Below are 17,957 nucleotides of genomic sequence, written 5' to 3'. Positions count from 1 at the left end.
CCCGCAAAGTGGTTGATCGATGCCGTCGCTGTCCCCGACCCTGCTGCGCCCGTTGCTGTTCTCCGCTGCCATCGGCCTGCCGTTGATCACCCACGCCGCCGACCGGAACCCGGGCGTGCAGGCCGGTATCAGTGCCGGCGCGACCTCGGGGGCGTACGCCCACTACGACGTCAAGCCGCTGGTCGTACCGTCCATTGCCTGGCAGGGCGAGCGCTTCTTCGCCAGCCCGGGCTCGCTGGGCATGTACCTGTACAAGCGCGAGGGCCTGCGCCTGTCGGCGGCAGTCACGCCCTACACGCTGCGCTTCAAGACCGACGACGTGAACGACCCGCAGCTGCGCCGCCTGCACAGCCGGCAGATGTCGGCCATGGCCGGCATCAACGGTGAGTACAGCGCCGACTGGGGCATCGTCGAGGCCGGCGTGATGCGCGAGGTCACCGGGCACGGAGGTGGCATGGAGTCGCGCCTGCACTACAGCTATCCGATCCAGGCCGGTCGCTTCACCTGGGTGCCCAAGGTCGGCGTGGTGCACTCCAGTGCGCGCCTGCTCGACTACTACTACGGCATCACCGACGAAGAAGCGCTGCGCTCGGGACTTGCCGCCTACAACCCGGGCAGCGCGACATCACCGAGCCTGCAGATCGCAGTCAGCACGCCCTTGGGCACGAAGTGGCGCGCGACCGGCGTCGTCGCCAACCAGTGGTTCGGCGATGCAGTAAAGGACAGCCCGATGGCCCGTCGCGGTACACAGACGTCGGCCTTCGTTTCTCTGATGCGCTCGTTCTGATCGAGCGCCCGCAACGGACAAGGACCCCCCATGGCCTCCGTCTCCCCTGCTGCTGAAGCGCACGCGATCCTGCGTGCCCCCGACCTGGACAGCGCCGAGCGCGTCTACCTGGGGCTGCTGCCCGACCTGGAACACGTGAACGCGCTGACGCGCCGCGCACTGGGCCTTTCGCGTGCTGCCGATGCGGCACGCGGCTACGCGTTGTCGATGACGCTGGTGGGATTGCGCCTGCAGGAACTGGAGATGGGCGAAGCGACCGCAAAGGAACATCGCCAGGCCACGCTGCGCAGCCTGCGCCAGGCCTTCAGCGCCTGAGCGCAGGCCAGCGACGCCGCCGGTGCCGCAGGCAGCGGGAAGACTCAGCGGAACGTGGTCCACGCCAGCACTGCCGCCAGCAGGGCCACCCAGATCACCGCCTTGAAGGTACCCTCCAGCATGTTGCCGCCGAACAGCAGTTCGATGATGGGATTGGGCCGGGAAACCGGAACGTGATCACTCATGCGGCAGCTCCTTGCAGTGACGGCGCGATTGCGCGGTAGACCGGAGTCTACGCCTGCACGGCCCGGATTCATCGCCCCCCGGCCGTCTTTGGCGGTTCAATTCCGGCCTTCGTCGCAGGCCGGCTGCAGCACCCCACATGTCATGCCAGCCTGCGTGCACTTTCCCGCTGGAGCACCGTGCCATGCCGATGCTTGCCCTGATGCTGCTGCTCTCCAGCCTGTTCGGCGCTGGCAACGGGCCCACTGAAGAGGCCCTTCGCAGCCAGATCCTGCTTGCCGAAACCCAGCAGCCGGACGTCGTACGACAGGATTGCGGTTCGCCCTCCCTGCTGCTTTACCGGCTGCGCCAGGACCGGGTCCTGAGGCTGGCCAACCAGCCCCTGCAACACGAACCCGGCGTTGCCCAGCCCACGCGTGGTGCGACGGTTCGCGTCGCCCAGCTCTGGGAGCGCGTGGACGGTCACTGGAAGCTGCAGCGGATGATCAGCGTCGAAGACCTGGTCGTGCAACGCTGACCATGTGGAACCGTGATCGATGCCTGAAACGAGAAAAACCGGCACAAGGCCGGCTTCCGTCGTGATCCACCGCTGCACCGGCAATGCCGGGAGCCAGGTGGTGGGCGGTACAGGGTTCGAACCTGTGACCCCTACCATGTCAAGGTAGTGCTCTACCGCTGAGCTAACCGCCCATCTTGTTCTTGCCGCCCGAAAGCTGGCCTTGCAACGTAAAAACCCGGCGCCAGGGCCGGGCTTTGCAGTTCACGACAGCCCCCTTCCAGGGACTTCGTGGTGGGCGGTACAGGGTTCGAACCTGTGACCCCTACCATGTCAAGGTAGTGCTCTACCGCTGAGCTAACCGCCCGATTTTGCTTCTGAACGTCCGCGATTGCGTCGGTGCAGGCCGCGTATATTACGGATGCCGGCCGTGAAGCGCAACACTTTTGTGAAGAAGATGCTGCACTGCCGCGTTCAGCCCAGACTCGCTTCCTTCAGCTGCCGGATCTGGTCACGCACGCGGGCGGCATCCTCGAATTCCAGGTCCTTGGCGTGCTGGTACATCTGCTGCTCCAGCGCCTTGAGACGGGACGCCAGCTGGGCCGGGCTGAGCGATCGATAGTCACTCCCCTCCTCGGCAACGCCGGGCCTGCCCTTGCCCTTGCCCTTCTTTGCTTCCTTCTCGGCCGCATCGGAGCGCGCACCTTCCAGCACGTCGGTGATCGGACGCGCCACCGAGCGCGGCACGATGCCGTGCTGCTCGTTGTACTCGACCTGCTTGGCGCGACGGCGGTCGGTCTCGTCGATCGCTGCCTGCATCGAGCGGGTGATCTTGTCCGCATACAGGATCGCCTTGCCACGCACGTTGCGGGCGGCACGGCCGATGGTCTGGATCAGCGAGCCGGTCGAGCGCAGGAAGCCCTCCTTGTCGGCATCCAGGATCGCCACCAGGGACACCTCGGGCATGTCCAGGCCCTCGCGCAGCAGGTTGATGCCCACCAGCACATCGAACTTGCCCAGGCGCAGGTCGCGGATGATCTCCACGCGCTCGACCGTGTCCACGTCCGAGTGCAGGTAGCGCACGCGGATGCCGTGCTCGGTCAGGTATTCGGTGAGATTTTCGGCCATGCGCTTGGTCAGCGTCGTGACCAGCACACGGTCACCGGCCTTGATGCGCGCGTTGGCCTCGCTCATCAGGTCGTCAACCTGGGTGCCCACCGGGCGGATCTCCACCACCGGGTCGATCAGGCCGGTGGGGCGTACGACCAGTTCAGTGATCTCGTCACCGGCTTCGCGGTACTCATAGGGGCCTGGCGTGGCCGACACATAGATGCTGCGCGGGCAGCGCTCTTCCCACTCCTCGAAGCGCAGCGGCCGGTTGTCCAGCGCCGAGGGCAGCCGGAACCCGAACTCGACCAGCGTCTCCTTGCGCGAACGGTCGCCCTTGAACATGGCACCGATCTGCGGAATGGTCACGTGCGATTCGTCGATCACCAGCAGCGCGTCGGCCGGCAGGTAGTCGAACAATGTCGGCGGCGGTTCGCCGGCGTTCTTGCCGGTCAGGTGCCGGGAGTAGTTCTCGATGCCGTTGCAGTAGCCGACCTCGGCCATCATTTCCAGATCGAACTGGGTGCGCTGCGCCAGGCGCTGCGCCTCCACCAGCTTGTTCTGCGCGTACAGCTGCTCCAGGCGCTCCTTCAGCTCGACCTTGATCGTCTCGATCGCCGCCAGCACACGCTCGCGCGTGGTGGCGTAATGGGTCTTCGGGTAGACCGTGAAGCGCTGCATGTTGCGCAGCGTCTCGCCGGTGAGCGGATCGAACAACGTGATCTTCTCGACCTCGCCATCAAACAGCTCCAGGCGCAGCGCCTCGCTGTCCGACTCGGCCGGGAACACGTCGATGACTTCGCCACGCACGCGGAAGGTACCGCGCTGCAGCTCGTATTCGTTGCGCGTGTACTGCAGCTGGGTGAGGTGGTTGATCAGGTCGCGCTGGTCGATGCGCTCGCCCTTGGACAGGATCAGGCGCAGCGACAGGTAGTCTTCCGGTGCGCCCAGGCCATAGATCGCGGACACCGTCGCCACCACGATCGCGTCCGGGCGCGACAGCAGGGTCTTGGTCGCCGCCAGCCGCATCTGCTCGATGTGCTCGTTGATCGAACTGTCCTTCTCGATGAAGGTGTCCGACGATGGCACGTAGGCTTCCGGTTGGTAGTAGTCGTAGTAGCTGACGAAGTACTCCACCGCGTTGTGCGGGAAGAACGCCTTGAACTCACCATACAGCTGCGCCGCCAGCGTCTTGTTCGGCGCCATGATCAGCGTCGGCTTCTGCACGTTCTGGATGACGTTGGCGATGGTGTAGGTCTTGCCCGAGCCGGTGACGCCCAGCAGGGTCTGCTTGGCGATGCCCGCTTCGAAGTTGCTGGTCAGCTTCGCGATGGCATCAGGCTGGTCGCCCGCCGGCGAATACGGCGAGACGAGTTCAAAACGGTCGCTCATGGTGGTGCCAGTTCCCGGGAGTGATGAGTATACGGGGCATGGAGTGACGGCCCGCTGAGGGGTTTCCGGGCAGGTGAGCGCGGCGTTGGCTGATGGTGAATGCCCCGGCGTACGTCGAGGCTGGAGGCATGCCTCATCGTCTTCGCCCTGTCCGGCTCCACCGCGGGCTCCATCTGATCGAGCTGCTGGTCGCCGTCATGGTGCTGTCGGTCCTGCTGGCGTTGGCCTGGGGCCCCTGGCAACGCACGCTGCGGCACTTCCAGGCGGAAGCGCTGCGCGCCGAACTGGTCGCCAGCCTGTCGATGGCGCGCAGCGCCGCCATCACCGAACGCCGCCGCGTGACGGTCTGCGGATCGTCGGACGGCATGATGTGTGACCAGGCATGGAGCCAGGGCTGGCGGGTGCAGGTCGAACCGGCCAACAGCGCGACCGCCGCCGCAAGGGAACTGCGCGTGCACAGGACACGCCAGCGTCATGTCGACCTGCGCACCAGCGATCATCGGCCCGACGTGCGGTTCCGGCCCGACGGCCGCAATGCCGGTACCAACCAGTCCATCGTGTTGTGCGTGGATGGACAGGAGCACAGCCGCGTCATCATCAGCGTCCCCGGACGGGTCAGGAGCCAGCGCCCGCGCAGGTCCACCCCCTGCTGAAACCTGCAATGCCATCGTGGAAACGAAAAAAGCCGCGATTTCTCGCGGCTTTTTCGAATCTGGCGCCCGAAGTTGGACTCGAACCAACGACCCCCTGATTAACAGTCAAGTGCTCTAACCGGCTGAGCTATTCGGGCGGGGTGCGCATTTTAGCCAGCGTTTGGCGGCCAGCGCAAGCCCTTTTTGCAGGTGCGATGCCCAACCGTTACCAGCACTCCGCATTGGTCTTCTTGTCCGGCGTCTTGCGTCCGGCCTGATCCAGCGTCAGCGTGCCGCACACATCCTTGTCCTGGCCGGTTTCCGGCACCGCCTGCAGCGTGTAGGTGCTGGCCGTGGCCTTACCGTTCAGGGACAGCGTGTAGCGCTTGTTGCCCTGTCGCGGCGACTGGTTGAACGGCAGTGAGAAACCGTCATAGCTGTTCTGCACCGTATGGTAGCGCTCGAGCAGCTGTGCGATCTCGACCAGATCGGCCTTGGCCAGGGCCCGGTTGGTCTTCAGCACATGCCGCTGATAGGACGGCAGGGCCACGGCCGCCAGGACGGCGATCACGGCTACGGTGATCATCAGCTCGATCAGGGTGAAACCGGCTGCAAAGCGGCGGGTTGAGGATGTGTGCATCGGCGCTCTCATGTTCATGGTCATCAGCGGATCTGGCGCCAGGACTGGCGACCGCAGGCACGCTGGCCGTATGCAGTATCCGCGCCCGGAGTGTTCAGCGTCACGATGCACCGGTCAATCGAACCATCGACCGAGCACTTCGGATCGCTGGGGTCGCAGCCCTTGCGCATCGATGTACTGACTTGTGTATCCAGCACAGGAGCCCCCGTCGCGACGTCGCCGCCGCGAGTCAACGCCCCGGCGCCACAATTCGCGCCACACAGCGGATCCCCCCCCACTTCGTCGGTGAGGCCGCCCATCGCGGGCTGGCCGGTGGCCATGTTCAGCCGATAGCGCCAGTTGACGCCACCACCTGTACCGCAGACGGACTGTCCAGGCACATACGTGGTGAACATCACGGTGCCACCCTGCAACGTCGGATATCCAAAGAAGCGCTCACCCTCCACCGTGGTATCCACGATCAGATCAACGTACCAGCCACGCTTTGTTGAATAGTCCACCGCGTTGCTGGATATGTCGCGGAATGCTGCACCATTGGCACTGATCGACTGCCCCACCAGCACGTCGCGGCTGGAGATCGCGTCGCTGAGGTTGTCCCATATTCCGTACAGCGTCTGCACAGGTGAATTGCGGGTAACGGCGTTGTCATCGGCGGTGAAATAACGACCGGTACCGAAGAACAGGCTGACGCCCCCACCCGGCCCCGCAGACGTCTGGATCGCTCCTGTGATCGGTTGCGCCACCGCGCTGCGCATGGCGGTGAACAGTGGTGTACCGCTGAGCGACACATTCCATGCCGTGGGGTCGCCCCCCCGCAGATCGAAGCGCCAAATGTTGCCCTGCATGTCACCACCGTACACGGTATCGGCCAGGCTGCTGCTGTTGTGCAGTGCCACCGCTGTGACGTGGTTGAGGCCATTGGCGATCGCGTACTTGCCCCCGCTCGGATACAGGCGCTTGAGTACCTCACCGCTCTGGATGTCGACCACATACAACACAGGACGGCCCGTACTCGAATTGACGCCGTTACCGAACAGTGCAACAAATCGCGGCGCGCCGTTCGGATCAGTGCCAGCGACAGGCACCACCACCGGCTTGCCGAACGCGAAGCCCATGTCCGATTCGGTCTTGCCGGAAATCTCCCACAGCACGTTGCCGCTGTTGAACGCCGTTGGATTGCTGATATCCAGCGCAAACACCGAGCCGTTACCGACTGCCGTGGCGGACGGGCCGCGCGTGGCACCGCCACCGCCGGTGGTCCCTACCAGTACCGTATGCCACGCCTCGCCGTAGTGGACGTCGGATGCCGTCAGTCCGCCGTCAACGTAGTAGCGATGGCCATAGGCAGGGTTGGCCAGTTCGGCCATGTGCTGCAGCGACGTGGAGGGAATGTAGGCGAACTGTTCAGTGCCGGCCGCGGTTCCGGTGCCGGCATTGAATCCGTGCAGCATGCCGTCGTTGGCCCCGACATAGACCATTGAGGGCGGGCCGCCAGACGCAGTCTTCGATGTCAGATAGGCCTTGTAGCGGGTACCGAGTGTGGTCTTCCAGCCTATCCCGCCCTGCTCCTTCCAGGATGTATAGCCGTAGTCATCCCGGGTGGAAACAATCTCGACGCTGGAATTGACGATGTCGCCGAGCAGTACACTGCGCGGACGGAACCCGCTGACCGGTGAACCACGCAGATAGCTGACGAGATCGGCAACCGTATGCGAACCGAACCAGTTGGGAACGGTATTGAGCCCAAGGTTGCCCAGTTTCTCGGCGCGGTCGCGGCCGGGAATGTTGTCCGCAGTGAAATCTGCCGCTGCTACAGGAATCAACTGATTGGACTTGTTCACAAAAGTCGGCGCAGTCGACACCACGATATTGCGGCCCGAAGCGCTCATCCTGGTCGACGCCCGCCACAGCTCAGGGCCGACTTCGCCATTGGAGAGGGTCTGACGGGCGATGAGATCGCCAGTCCAGTCATTGGATCCCGACGGTACCGTGTAGTGCGCCGAGACGGTGAAGGAACCTGCGTTGACCCGGGCGCCAGTCGCGCTGCCCCCCACCGGCGCCTCGCCCGCGGCAGCACTGTCGAAGATCGACTCCAGCGCAGACTTCAGCTTGGCCGGATTGCGCGCCAGGAAATAGTTGTCCGGCACGCCAGGCACCTTGCTGTCCCATTTCTTGCCAGCCGGCACGCCATACTTGGCGGCGTACCACAGCGGGCTCTCCAACTGATTGGCCTGGCCGCTTCCCAGGCGGTAGCGCAGGACAATGGCACCTGTCCATTCTGCCGGAGGAGCCGAGGTGGTCGTCAGCACCGAACCGTTCTTGTCGCCGGGCCGCAGTACCAGTCGCTGCACGTTGTCGGCCGCGTTCGAACCCACGATCGTGTAGCCGGTGAGCATCGCGTTGCCGGCATAGGCAGAAAGATTCTCAATGCGGACCAGCACCTCATCGCTGCCCACGGTATTGCGTACAGCATTGTTGCTGCACTCCGCACTGCTGGAGCGCCAGCAGATGTTGCGGAAATTCGTATTGTCGCCGTCGTTGCAGGTAGCGCCCACGCAGTAGCTGAGCATGGAGACCACGTCGTTGTCGTGGTCATTGCCCCACAACGAGTCTTCCCATACCAGCGAGAAACTGCCAGCCTTGCCGTCTGCGCGATAAGTTCGTCCATAGACGAAATTCGGCGAGACCGTAGACTGTTTGGTGCCGATACCAACAGAACCGAGGAAGCAACTGCGCCAGCCATTGCTGGTGATTTTTGCCGTACCGGTATTGTTGGCCTGGCACAGTGGGGCCAGGGTGATCTTGCCGTTGCCCACCGGAATCTCGAACTTGGGCAGGCTCTCAGCCATGGCCACGGTATAGGTGGTCGCAGTGAGCTTGTAGGTATCCGGCTTGTTCTGCACGCCCGGACGAAGGTCGGTCTCGGCCGCGGCCTTTGACAAGCCCGCCATCAGGTAGCTGCCTTCCGTGGAAGGCACATCCGGGCAGATGCCACGCACCAGCGACAGGCCAGTAACCTTGGCCGCGCGACAGATGTCCTCATGGGTATTGATCGAGGCATAGCGCTCGGTCAGGCCGACGCGGCCAGCCATGTAACTGCCACCAGTAATGCCTTCAAGATTGCCGATCGCATCCGTTGCCGACGCCGCAGGTGCCAGGCCATTGATCGACCCGATGTTGTCGCTATCGAACGACGGCAGGCCTGAGGACATCACCAGGATGTTGCAGGTGGCGCAGTAGGAGTTGCCGCCATCGTTCGGGGAGCGGTAGGGATCCTTCCAGGCAACCGCATTGGGCAGCCCGCTCAGGTCCCCGGACGCACTGTAGATGCCCTTGGTTTCACCCTTGATGTAGCGCACAGCTTCGGCATACATCTCGGCCAGGGGATTGCCCCAGGCACTGCACTTCTTCGAGGCATTGCCCGGATCGGTCAGATTACCTCTGTCACCGAAGCCCTGTCGGTTGAGGATGCTGTAGTCGTTGCAGTCATTCCAGTTATTGCTCCAGTTCCACTGGTCGATACGGAAGTTGGAGATGGTATTGATGATGCCTTCCGCACCACCGGACAAGCTGTTACAGAACTGACCGTTGGACAGGTTGATTTCGTCGCCGGCCGCACAGAATCCGGTGCCGTTACCTGCGATCTTTCCGATGTTCCGCCGCACCACGCCACCATCGCGCGGATTGACATAGGTACCCGTGACCAGACCGAAGCGAAGACGGCCGCTTTCGCCATACGACTGCAGCAGCCCAGCCGGTTTCAGATAGTCCCTTGTGCCATCGTTGTACTTGCGGCAGAACGCCTCCGGGAAAGCTCCGCTGCCACTGGCGCAGACCTCAACCCGGACGTTGAAGTTGGTGGCAGAGCCAGGTGAATCAGCCTTGCCTTCATCGCTTCGGCCGGTGATGCACTGGCGGCTGGCGGTGGCCGCCCACTCGCCCCAGTTGCCCGACGCAGCGCGCATCAGCGGTGCACCACCGGATTCGATGGTGGCGTTGCAGAAGGACATGGTGGTCTTGTACGGGGTGAAACTGTTGATATCACTGCCGCTGTATACCTTTACCCACGCGTGCAGATCGTTGGGGATCTGCGCGCGCTCCAGCACGGTGCTGGCGGCGCTGTCGGTGATGCGATGGCCGCCGTACAGCACGTAGCGCATCACGTCCAGGCGACTCATCGTTGCCCAGTTCAGGAAATTGCCGGACCAGCTTCCACCGCAGCTGTGCTTCCAGGTGCCGCCGGCCTGTGCACTGGCCTTGAACTGGCCGCTGGCGTAGGAATAGCAGAGGTTGGAATCGAAGTAACCGGAGTAATCGAACTTGTCCTGGTATGTGGTGTCGAGGGTGCCATCCTCATCCAGGTCGCTGTAATCGCTGTAGGCCTTGTTGAACAGCTGCTCGTCGCGCGACATCACCATCATCATCAGCGGCGGCTGGGTCTTCTTGCTGTACAACGGCTCCTGCGCGATGTCGTAGTCGCCAAGCGCAGCGAACAGCGGGTAGACCAACGCCCCCACCCCAGCCAGCACGGCAACGGCAGCGCCCGCGCGCAGCCAGGGAGTCGAGACGATGCGGGAGAAGCGGCGCGAAGTGTTCATGGAATGAAGATCGTATCGATGACAGCGCTGGAAGATGGATTGGCCGGATCGTCACTGGCCAGGACGGTGATCTGGTAGATGTTTTCGGTCTCTTCGTTCTTCCGGCCCCCGAGGCCGGTCCCTCCGCCGCCCATCACGCACTTATCAAGGCGCCGGGTATGGATTGCCGCAGCCGCAGTCTTGCCATCGGCCCAGGTTGCCGGGTCGAATACCGGACTGCATTCTTCCTGGTTGGCCTCGAAAACGCCGCCGCTTTCGATGGCTGTCTTGATGGCCGCCTCCTGGGTACGCACGTCGGCTTCGGCGTTCTGGAAGGCCTGATTGGAACGCAGGTAGTTGGCCGCCATGCGCTCCTGCATACCGGTAACCTGCATGCCGGCGATGCCGATAAGAGCCAGCAGGATCAACATGATCAGGGCGACATACAGCACAGCGCCTCGCTGCTGCCGGCGTGCTGTGAAGGAAGGAAGACGCGGGCGTGTGTACATGCGAGCCTCAGTTGCCAAAGAGGCGGTTGCGAAGGGCGATGGTGGTTTGATAGACAGCGCGCATGCGACCGTCTGCCGGCGCCGTGAACGTCACGCCCAGCGAAGTGAGCGCAGCGTTCTGGTCGGCCTGCGGCGCCGCCGATGGATCCGGACTGGACATCACCATCCCCAGCTGCACGGCGCCGACACGACGCCAACCATTCGCGGCCGGATTGGTAGACCCCTGCACCGTTTCGGCAGTGCCCTGGCGATCAATGAAACCGGTTGGATAAACGTCGGTAAGCCCGCGGTCCTGGCCATACAACAACTGCATGTTTTCTACGCCCTCCACCAGTGCCTCCGGCGCATTGGCCACCAGCGCGCCATTGGGGATGGCGGTGAAGCGCACGCGATACAACGAAGAACGGGCAATGGCGGCGTCATAGCCGATGTAGTACAGCGCGCTTTCTGCACGGTGCAGCATCGCCTGACCGGTGGTGACCGGACGGGTGAAGTTCCCTGCATTGTTCGGCGCATCCCCAAAGGTGACGGTGCCGGCGCCCTTGTCCACCGCGCGCGCCTGGAAGATCGTGACGCTGGCGCAGTCGGCCGCACCATACAGCCCCGGGTTGGAGACACCACTCTGCAGTACCGCAAGGCGCGCTTTGTCAAAACTGAAAATCGGCTTGCCTGGAACGCCGCCAATGGCGGTGATCGGCACACCATCCGGCATCAGGTAACGCAGCACCACGATGTCGCTGCCATTGACTCGGTTGGGCATGGCCGCAGCAAACTCGGCAGGCAGCGCGGGCTTGTAGTCGGTTCCGCCGGTTGCGGGTGTGGCTGTCAGGGTAACCGCCGCTCCCGGCGCGGTTCCGGTAGCTTCAAAGCCCTGGATCGACGTCTGGAAGTCCAGCGCCGGATGCGGAGCCGTTGCGAAGGTACTGAACAGCGAGGCATTGTCCGGTGTATTTCGCCCCTGGTCATTGACACAGCCGAAATGCCCGGCCATGCGAAGTTCGCGTTGCAGGGCATCCATCGCGAAGCGACTGTTTTCCTGCACCCGCGCCAGGCCATCGGACAGCTGGTAGGCCGCCCTCGATGCTGCAAACACCTGCACCACGCCGAGCATGACGATCACACCAATGGCCAGTGCGATCATCAGCTCAACCATGGAAAGACCCGACATGTGTCGGGATGAAGAGCATGAGGCGCGCATCACAAGCCGCTCCTGGCAGTGAACGTGGTGTCACCGGCATCGGCATTCCAGCGCTCATCCCCCCAGCTCACGCTGACCGAGTACTGATCACCGTTCCGGGTTACTTTCCCCGTAGCGCCGTCGCCCAGCGCCTTGCCCAGGCGGCACCTCCAATCCAGGGTGAAGGCGTCTTTGCTGATGTCCTTGCCGGTGGGAGGTAAGCAGTTCTTGCTGGACGTGGTGGCGGTATAGTCGCCGACATAGACCGGCGCCATCTTCCGATTCACCCGCAGCTGGTCCAGCATCTCGTAGGTCAGATTGGTCGCCTGGGTGCGGTAGTTGGCACTTTGGACGAAGCGTACGTTCATGGTCTGCATCAGCGCGAAACCGAGCAGGCCAACGCCAAGCACGAGAATGGCGATCAGCACTTCGATCAGACTGAAGCCCCCTTGCACGCCGCGCGGGGAATGGGATCGGGACGGCCTCACTTGCAATCCTCCTTCAACAGCCGGACCTGTCCGGTCGGCGAAATGCGCAACGTTCGTTGCAGCGGTTGCTTGCCGCAGGTGTCCGGGCGCAGGGTCAGGTCCAGCGATGCATTCGCGCGGTTGCGACCACGTGGGTCAAAACCCACGGACAGATCCGGCGTACCCGCCGTAGTCAGACCCGGCCGACCGGCGCTGTAGCGGAGCACGGTCTCCCCAGCGCTCAGCGCACCATCTCCATTGGTGTCCGCCCAGACCAGCCAGCCGTCAGCCCAGCTTTTGCCATCACATGTACTGCCCGCAGACGACGCACAGACACCCGCACCACGACGATTCTTTACCGCCTCGCTGCGGGCCAATGCGAGTGAAGCGATCAACTCGTTGCTCGCGGTAGCGATGCGATTGGATCGCAGGGTGCCCTGGAAACTGGGAAAGGCGATCGTGGCGAGCACGGCCAGGACCATGATCGTGACCATCAACTCAACCAGCGTAAAGCCGTTTTGCCGGCGCAAAGACATTGGACGCTCCCCAGCGTGTTGATGGCCACGATGGGCCATCGCCCTGCCACCGGCAAGCGGCGGCAGGATGAACGGTCATTCCGGGGCGACGGGCGTCAACGCCTTGACGGCCCGCCCTCCCCTGCCTGTCCCGGCGCGATCCCCATCGCGCCGGCGCAGGCTCAGGCCAGCACCTGGTAGCAGGGCTGGTATTCGCCGGAGATCTTCATCCGGCGCTGTTCGACGAAGGCGCGCAGCAGCGCGTCCAGGGCCTGCATCATGTCCGGGTCACCATGGATCTGGAACGGCCCGAACTGCTCGATGCGGCGCATGCCGTCTTCCTTCACGTTGCCGGCAACGATGCCCGAGAACGCCCGGCGCAGGTCGGCCGCCAGCGCGTGCGGGGCACGCCCGTGGTGCAGGTCCAGCGCGGCCATTGCCTCGTGGGTCGGCACGAACGGCTGCTGGTACTCCCACGGAATCTCGATCGACCAGTTGAAGAAGAACGAGTCCTTCTGTGCCAGGCGGTGCTCACGCACGCGCTTGATGCCGTTGGCCATCTTCTTTGCCACCGCCACCGGGTCGCCGATGACGATCTCGTAGCGCTCGGCGGCTGCATCGCCCAGGGTCAGGCGGATGAAGCGATCGATCTGCTCGAAGTACGGCGCTGCCACCGTCGGGCCGGTCAGGATCAGCGGGAACGGCAGGTCCTTGTTTTCCTCGCGCAGCAGGATGCCGAGCAGGTACAGGATTTCCTCGGCGGTGCCGACGCCACCGGCGAACACGATGATGCCGTGGCCGATGCGGACGAAGGCCTCAAGGCGCTTCTCGATGTCCGGCATGATCACCAGGTGGTTGACGATCGGGTTCGGCGACTCGGCCGCGATGATGCCCGGCTCGGTCAGGCCGATGTAGCGCGTCACGGTGCGGCGCTGCTTGGCGTGGGCAATGGTGGCGCCCTTCATCGGGCCCTTCATCGCGCCTGGACCGCAGCCGGTGCAGATGTCCAGGCCGCGCAGGCCCAGCTCATAACCCACCTGCTTGGTGTACAGGTACTCGTCGCGCGAGATCGAATGGCCACCCCAGCACACGACCAGGTTCGGGTCGCCCGGGTTGAGGATGCGCGCATTGCGCAGCAGGCCGAACACCGCGTTGGTGATGCCCTCGGACGACTCCAGCTCGGCCGCGTAGGCCGGGCCCATCTCGATGGCCATGTAGGCCAGGTCACGCACCACGGCGAACAGCAGTTCGGCGACGCCGCGGATGATCTCGCCATCGACGAAGGCCATCGCCGGTGCATTGACCAGGTCGATGCGCACGCCGCGATCCTGCTGCGCCACCTGGATGTCGAAATCGGGATACAGATCGCGCGCCGCGCGCGGATCGTCAGAGGCGCTTCCGCTGGTCAGCACGGCCAGCGCGCAGCGGCGCAGCAGCTCGTGCATACCGCCGGCAGACGCATCGCGCAGGCGGGCCACTTCGGCCCGCGACAGCACATCCAGCCCACCGCGCGGGTAGATCCGCGCATCCTGCACCGGCAGTGCACGGGCTGATTTTTCGTTCGTGGTCATGTCCAATTTTTCGCTTCCTTCAAGGTTTCCGACTGTACTGCCGCCCCCTTAAAAAGCAAAACGGCCGGGAAGCCCGACCGTTGGATGTGTGCTTCCCGCGTTCGCCTTTCCGGGACCGCATCGGCGGCGTTGGCACCGCGCACATTTCCGGATGCTACGCCGATGTCAGATGACCTGCAAGGACTTTCGCATGAACGGAAAACGGCCGGGTTTCCCCGGCCGTTTCCACTTACTGCTTCAGGCTCTGACGGATCAGAACTTGTACTTCACGGTCAGCTGCATCGACCAGCGCGACACGGCGGTGTTGCCCTTGTCGTTGTTGTTTTCCTGGATCGACGAGTTGTCGGTACGGCCGGTGAAGTTGTACAGGTACTTGCCGGTAGCCGGGTCGATACCCGAGTAGTTGGCAACGCGACGGGTGGCGTAGAAGCCGTAATCGTCGATCAGACCCCACTTCTTGTTGAGCAGATTGCCGACATTCATGATGTCCAGCGCGATCTCGCCCTTGTGGGTCTTCGCAAAGCCCGGGAACTCCTGGCTGATGCGGACATCGAAGCTGTTGACCCACTTGGCGCGGTGCGCGTTGGCCGGGACCACGCTGCCACGGTAGGCATCAAGCTCCGGATTCTGCGCCAGCCATTCGAAGAACTTCTTCTCCATGTCGGCGCCGCCGGTGAAGATCACGTCACCCGGGCCCTTCGGCACGTAGAACAGATCGTTGGTGCCTGCGCCGTCGCCGTTCACGTCGTTATAGAACACGTAGCTGTACGGACGACCCGAACGGCCTTCATAGAACAGGCCGACGCGGGTGGCATTGTCACCGAAGAAGTTGTGCTTCCACTCCAGGGTACCGGTGATGCGGTCCTTGATCGCATAGCGCGAGTTGTACGCAACGTTGTCGTTGGCGTTCAGGCTCAGCGTGTTGTTCCAGTTCGAGGTGTTCTGCGAGCTGGACAGCGGGCTCACTTCCTTCGCCTGAGTGTAGGTATAACCCAGCGACCAGCCCCAGTTCTCGGTCAGCGGCTTGGCCAGCGAGAACGTAGCCTGGGAACCACGACCCTTGTCGGTGTTGCGCAGCAGGATCACGTCGCCGATATCGCTCGGACGGTTGACACGGTCACTCGGGCAGGTCTGATCGGTGGCCGAGCAGGCACGACCGTTCTTCTGGCCAGCCTGCATGCCGTTCGAGCCAGCATTGGCACCGTTCATGCCGTAGTCGTTCCAGTACAGCGCACGACCGTCCTGACCAACCGAGCGGTTGGCGTTCGGGGTCATGACGTCCAGACGATCGAAGTACAGACCATCCTTGACCTTGGTGACCAGCAGCTCGGCCGACGCCACGATGCCGTACCACGGCAGTTCGTGATCGAAGGCCAGGTTGGCCTTCCAGACCGACGGCAGGCGGGTACCGGGAGCGATCAGGTCGACGTTCTGACGTGCCGAAGCAAGCGACGGGTCCGGGATGAACGGATTGTCAGCATCGAAGCTGAAACCACCCGGATTGCGGGTCAGGTTGTACTCGGCGTAGTTCAGGCCGGTGTTCTGGTAGGCACCCGCCAGCCACACGTTCGGGGCAGCACCGCCGAACAGGCCCACGCCACCGCGCAGCTGGGTCGGACGGTCGCTATCGAAGGTGTAGTTGAAGCCGACGCGCGGCTGGAACAGCTTCTTGTCGACCAGCTTGGTGTTGTTGAAGCCGTACAGCTGCTCGATGCGCGGGTTGTACAGGCGCTGGGTGCTGAAGTCCGGCATGTCAACGCGGACACCGAACATCAGGCTCAGGTTGTAGTTGATCGCCCAGGTATCCTGGATGAACAGACCCGTGTTCTTCAGGTGGAACTTCGCCGGAATGTCATCCAGGCTGCCACCAGCACGCGGCACGCGCACCTGGTACGCGGACGGGGTGCCGGCTTCAAACGCAGCCAGGTTGGCGAACTCATACGCGCCGTACAGGTTGCGACCGTAGAAGTTCATCAGGTCGTTGTCGGTGTAGTCAAAGCCGAACTTGACGGTGTGGTCACCGACATACCAGGTACCGGCACCGAAGGCGCTCAGTTCCTTCGACTCCACCAGGTTGGTGTGGGTGTTCTGCTCGGTACCCAGGTACAGCGAATTGTTGTTGTCGAAGCGGACGCGGATCTGCGGCAGGTGCGAAGCGGCAACGCGGTTGGACGAGTAGTCCTTGTGCGAGACCTTGAACTCGGTCGAGAAGTTCTCGGACCAGTCACTGAACAGTTCACCCATCCAGGTCTCATACTCGGTCGGCTGGGTGTACCAGAAGTCACTCAGCGAAATTTCGCTGTTGCTGACCTTCGGGAAACGCACCACGTCCTGCTTCATCTTGTTGTAGCGCAGGGCCGCACGGTGGTTCTCGTTGATGTTCCAGTCCAGCTTGACCGCGTACTCTTCGATCTCGGTCTTGTTGTTCAGCGCACCGACGCCGCCGACCTGATAGCCAAGATCGGACATGCGCTTCTGGACGCGGGCGATATCAGCATCACTGATGCCGCCAGCCTTGTTGTAGGGGCTTTCGCCAAGGCTGACACCGCCACCGCTACGCTCGTACTTTTCGTAGTTGGTGAAGAAGAACAGCTTGTCCTTGACGATCGGGCCGCCGAAGGTCATGCCGTAGGTCTTCTCGTCCTTGAAGCCGTTAAAGTCCTGCTTGTCACCTTCCAGGCGCGAACGGACCATGTCCTTGTCGCGGTACGAACCGTACACGGTGCCGTGGAATTCATTGGTACCCGACTTGGTCACGGCGTTGATCACCGCACCCGTACCACCAGCGATGGTGGTGTCGTAGTTGGCCAGGTCAATGTTGATTTCCTGGATGGCGTCCATCGACACCGGCTGACGCTCGGTCGGCAGGTTGTTGGAGCCCAGGCCGAACGGATCGGAGGCGCTGATGCCGTCGATGCGGATGGCGTTGTAACGGGTGTTCTGGCCACCGGCCGAGATCGCGCCGTCAGCCTTGCTGACCTGCGAGATGCGCGGATCCAGGCGGATGTAGTCCTGGATGTTGCGGTTGGCCGACGGCAGCGCGTCCATCGTTTCGCGCGTCACGTTGGTGCCGCTGCCCATCTTGGTGGCGCTGAACAGGTCCAGGCCGCCGGCGGTGGCGACAACGTTCACGGCGTCCAGGTTGGTGGCGGCCAGATCGCCGCCGAGGCTGGCGTTGACCGTGTTGACCTGGTTCAGGTTCAGGTAGACACCTTCTTCGGTCTTGGTGCCTTCACCGGACTTGGTGATGGTGATGGTGTACGGGCCACCCACGCGCAGGCCGCGCGCGTTGTAACGACCCGACGCGTCGGTGGTGGCACGCGAAACGGTGCCCGACTCGGTGTGGGTGATGGTGACTTCAGCGCCAGCGACAGGCTGGCCTGCAGAGGACATCACCTGGCCGCCGACACCGGCAGAGGTGCTCTGGGCGAAGGCGGGAGCGGCGGCGAGCGCAGCCACGAGACCAAGGGTGAGCTTGGACATCCGGAGTGGGTGGGTCATTTTTCGGTAGCCTCGATGCGAGTTGGCGATGGCGGAAAAAAAGCGCATCCAAACAGCCCTGCGGGTGGCTGGTCGGACATTTATCTGG

At 63.3% G+C, this 17,957-nt stretch carries 14 protein-coding genes and 3 tRNA genes; 4 read left to right on the top strand and 13 right to left on the bottom strand.

What is annotated here, in order from left to right; translation table 11 throughout:
* The first annotated feature begins 19 nt into the window (after positions 1-19).
* Both ACZK2R_RS07405 and ACZK2R_RS07400 read left to right on the top strand, forming a co-directional pair.
* Positions 20-787 carry a MipA/OmpV family protein gene (locus ACZK2R_RS07405; RefSeq protein ID WP_125893535.1) on the top strand — a complete coding sequence of 256 codons (768 nt, stop codon included), beginning with the start codon at positions 20-22 and terminating at the stop codon, positions 785-787.
* 30 nt (positions 788-817) lie between these two features.
* Positions 818-1,102 (top strand): hypothetical protein, encoded by a 285-nt coding sequence (locus tag ACZK2R_RS07400; protein ID WP_032128898.1) that lies wholly within the window; start codon positions 818-820, stop codon positions 1,100-1,102.
* A 44-nt stretch (positions 1,103-1,146) separates the two neighbouring features.
* On the opposite strand, the gene ACZK2R_RS07395 is transcribed toward ACZK2R_RS07400, so the two are convergent.
* Entirely contained in the window at positions 1,147-1,287 is a 141-nt protein-coding gene (locus ACZK2R_RS07395) for a hypothetical protein (RefSeq protein WP_165929929.1), read from the bottom strand.
* 182 nt (positions 1,288-1,469) lie between these two features.
* Between ACZK2R_RS07395 and ACZK2R_RS07390 the strand changes: the two genes are divergently transcribed.
* Positions 1,470-1,802, top strand: a complete 333-nt coding sequence (locus ACZK2R_RS07390; protein WP_125893534.1) for a hypothetical protein — start codon at positions 1,470-1,472, stop codon at positions 1,800-1,802.
* Positions 1,803-1,900: 98 nt separating this feature from the next.
* Here the strand turns inward: ACZK2R_RS07390 and ACZK2R_RS07385 are convergent.
* The 3 genes from ACZK2R_RS07385 to uvrB form a co-directional block, all read right to left on the bottom strand.
* Positions 1,901-1,975, bottom strand: a tRNA-Val gene (locus tag ACZK2R_RS07385).
* A gap of 98 nt (positions 1,976-2,073) precedes the next feature.
* A tRNA-Val gene (locus ACZK2R_RS07380) sits at positions 2,074-2,148 on the bottom strand.
* 107 nt (positions 2,149-2,255) lie between these two features.
* Positions 2,256-4,280, bottom strand: a complete 2,025-nt coding sequence (gene uvrB / locus ACZK2R_RS07375) for an excinuclease ABC subunit UvrB (protein ID WP_032128896.1) — start codon at positions 4,278-4,280, stop codon at positions 2,256-2,258.
* 92 nt (positions 4,281-4,372) lie between these two features.
* Between uvrB and ACZK2R_RS07370 the strand changes: the two genes are divergently transcribed.
* On the top strand, positions 4,373-4,933 hold the full coding sequence (locus ACZK2R_RS07370; RefSeq protein WP_253143284.1) for a GspH/FimT family pseudopilin: 561 nt from the start codon (positions 4,373-4,375) through the stop codon (positions 4,931-4,933).
* Positions 4,934-4,993: 60 nt separating this feature from the next.
* Here ACZK2R_RS07370 and ACZK2R_RS07365 read toward each other — a convergent pair.
* From ACZK2R_RS07365 to ACZK2R_RS07325, 9 genes are all read right to left on the bottom strand, one after another.
* A tRNA-Asn gene (locus ACZK2R_RS07365) sits at positions 4,994-5,070 on the bottom strand.
* A gap of 68 nt (positions 5,071-5,138) precedes the next feature.
* The gene (locus ACZK2R_RS07360) at positions 5,139-5,552 is read right to left on the bottom strand and encodes a type IV pilin protein (protein WP_125893533.1); all 414 of its coding nucleotides are present in this window, start codon (positions 5,550-5,552) and stop codon (positions 5,139-5,141) included.
* A gap of 23 nt (positions 5,553-5,575) precedes the next feature.
* Positions 5,576-9,730, bottom strand: coding sequence for a pilus assembly protein (locus ACZK2R_RS07355; RefSeq protein WP_260467286.1), 4,155 nt, complete (start codon positions 9,728-9,730; stop codon positions 5,576-5,578).
* Positions 9,731-10,146: 416 nt separating this feature from the next.
* Positions 10,147-10,638, bottom strand: a complete 492-nt coding sequence (locus tag ACZK2R_RS07350) for a pilus assembly PilX family protein (RefSeq protein ID WP_029380064.1) — start codon at positions 10,636-10,638, stop codon at positions 10,147-10,149.
* A gap of 7 nt (positions 10,639-10,645) precedes the next feature.
* On the bottom strand, positions 10,646-11,779 hold the full coding sequence (locus ACZK2R_RS07345) for a PilW family protein (protein WP_049412604.1): 1,134 nt from the start codon (positions 11,777-11,779) through the stop codon (positions 10,646-10,648).
* A 56-nt stretch (positions 11,780-11,835) separates the two neighbouring features.
* On the bottom strand, positions 11,836-12,303 hold the full coding sequence (gene pilV / locus ACZK2R_RS07340) for a type IV pilus modification protein PilV (RefSeq protein ID WP_180837471.1): 468 nt from the start codon (positions 12,301-12,303) through the stop codon (positions 11,836-11,838).
* Positions 12,300-12,818: a GspH/FimT family pseudopilin gene (locus ACZK2R_RS07335; RefSeq protein ID WP_049412580.1), complete on the bottom strand. Its 519-nt coding sequence runs from the start codon at positions 12,816-12,818 to the stop codon at positions 12,300-12,302. The genes pilV and ACZK2R_RS07335 overlap by 4 nt, the downstream gene beginning before the upstream one ends.
* Before the next feature lie 161 nt (positions 12,819-12,979).
* Positions 12,980-14,368, bottom strand: a complete 1,389-nt coding sequence (gene ppnN, locus ACZK2R_RS07330) for a nucleotide 5'-monophosphate nucleosidase PpnN (RefSeq protein WP_010486098.1) — start codon at positions 14,366-14,368, stop codon at positions 12,980-12,982.
* A gap of 252 nt (positions 14,369-14,620) precedes the next feature.
* Positions 14,621-17,869, bottom strand: a complete 3,249-nt coding sequence (locus ACZK2R_RS07325; RefSeq protein ID WP_080355163.1) for a TonB-dependent receptor — start codon at positions 17,867-17,869, stop codon at positions 14,621-14,623.
* Between the last annotated feature and the right edge of the window lie 88 nt (positions 17,870-17,957).

Source organism: Stenotrophomonas sp. 96582_Sma, from assembly GCF_056480905.1.
The sequence above is the reverse complement of the archived record's forward strand: the minus strand, read 5'-3'. Positions and strand labels throughout refer to the sequence as shown.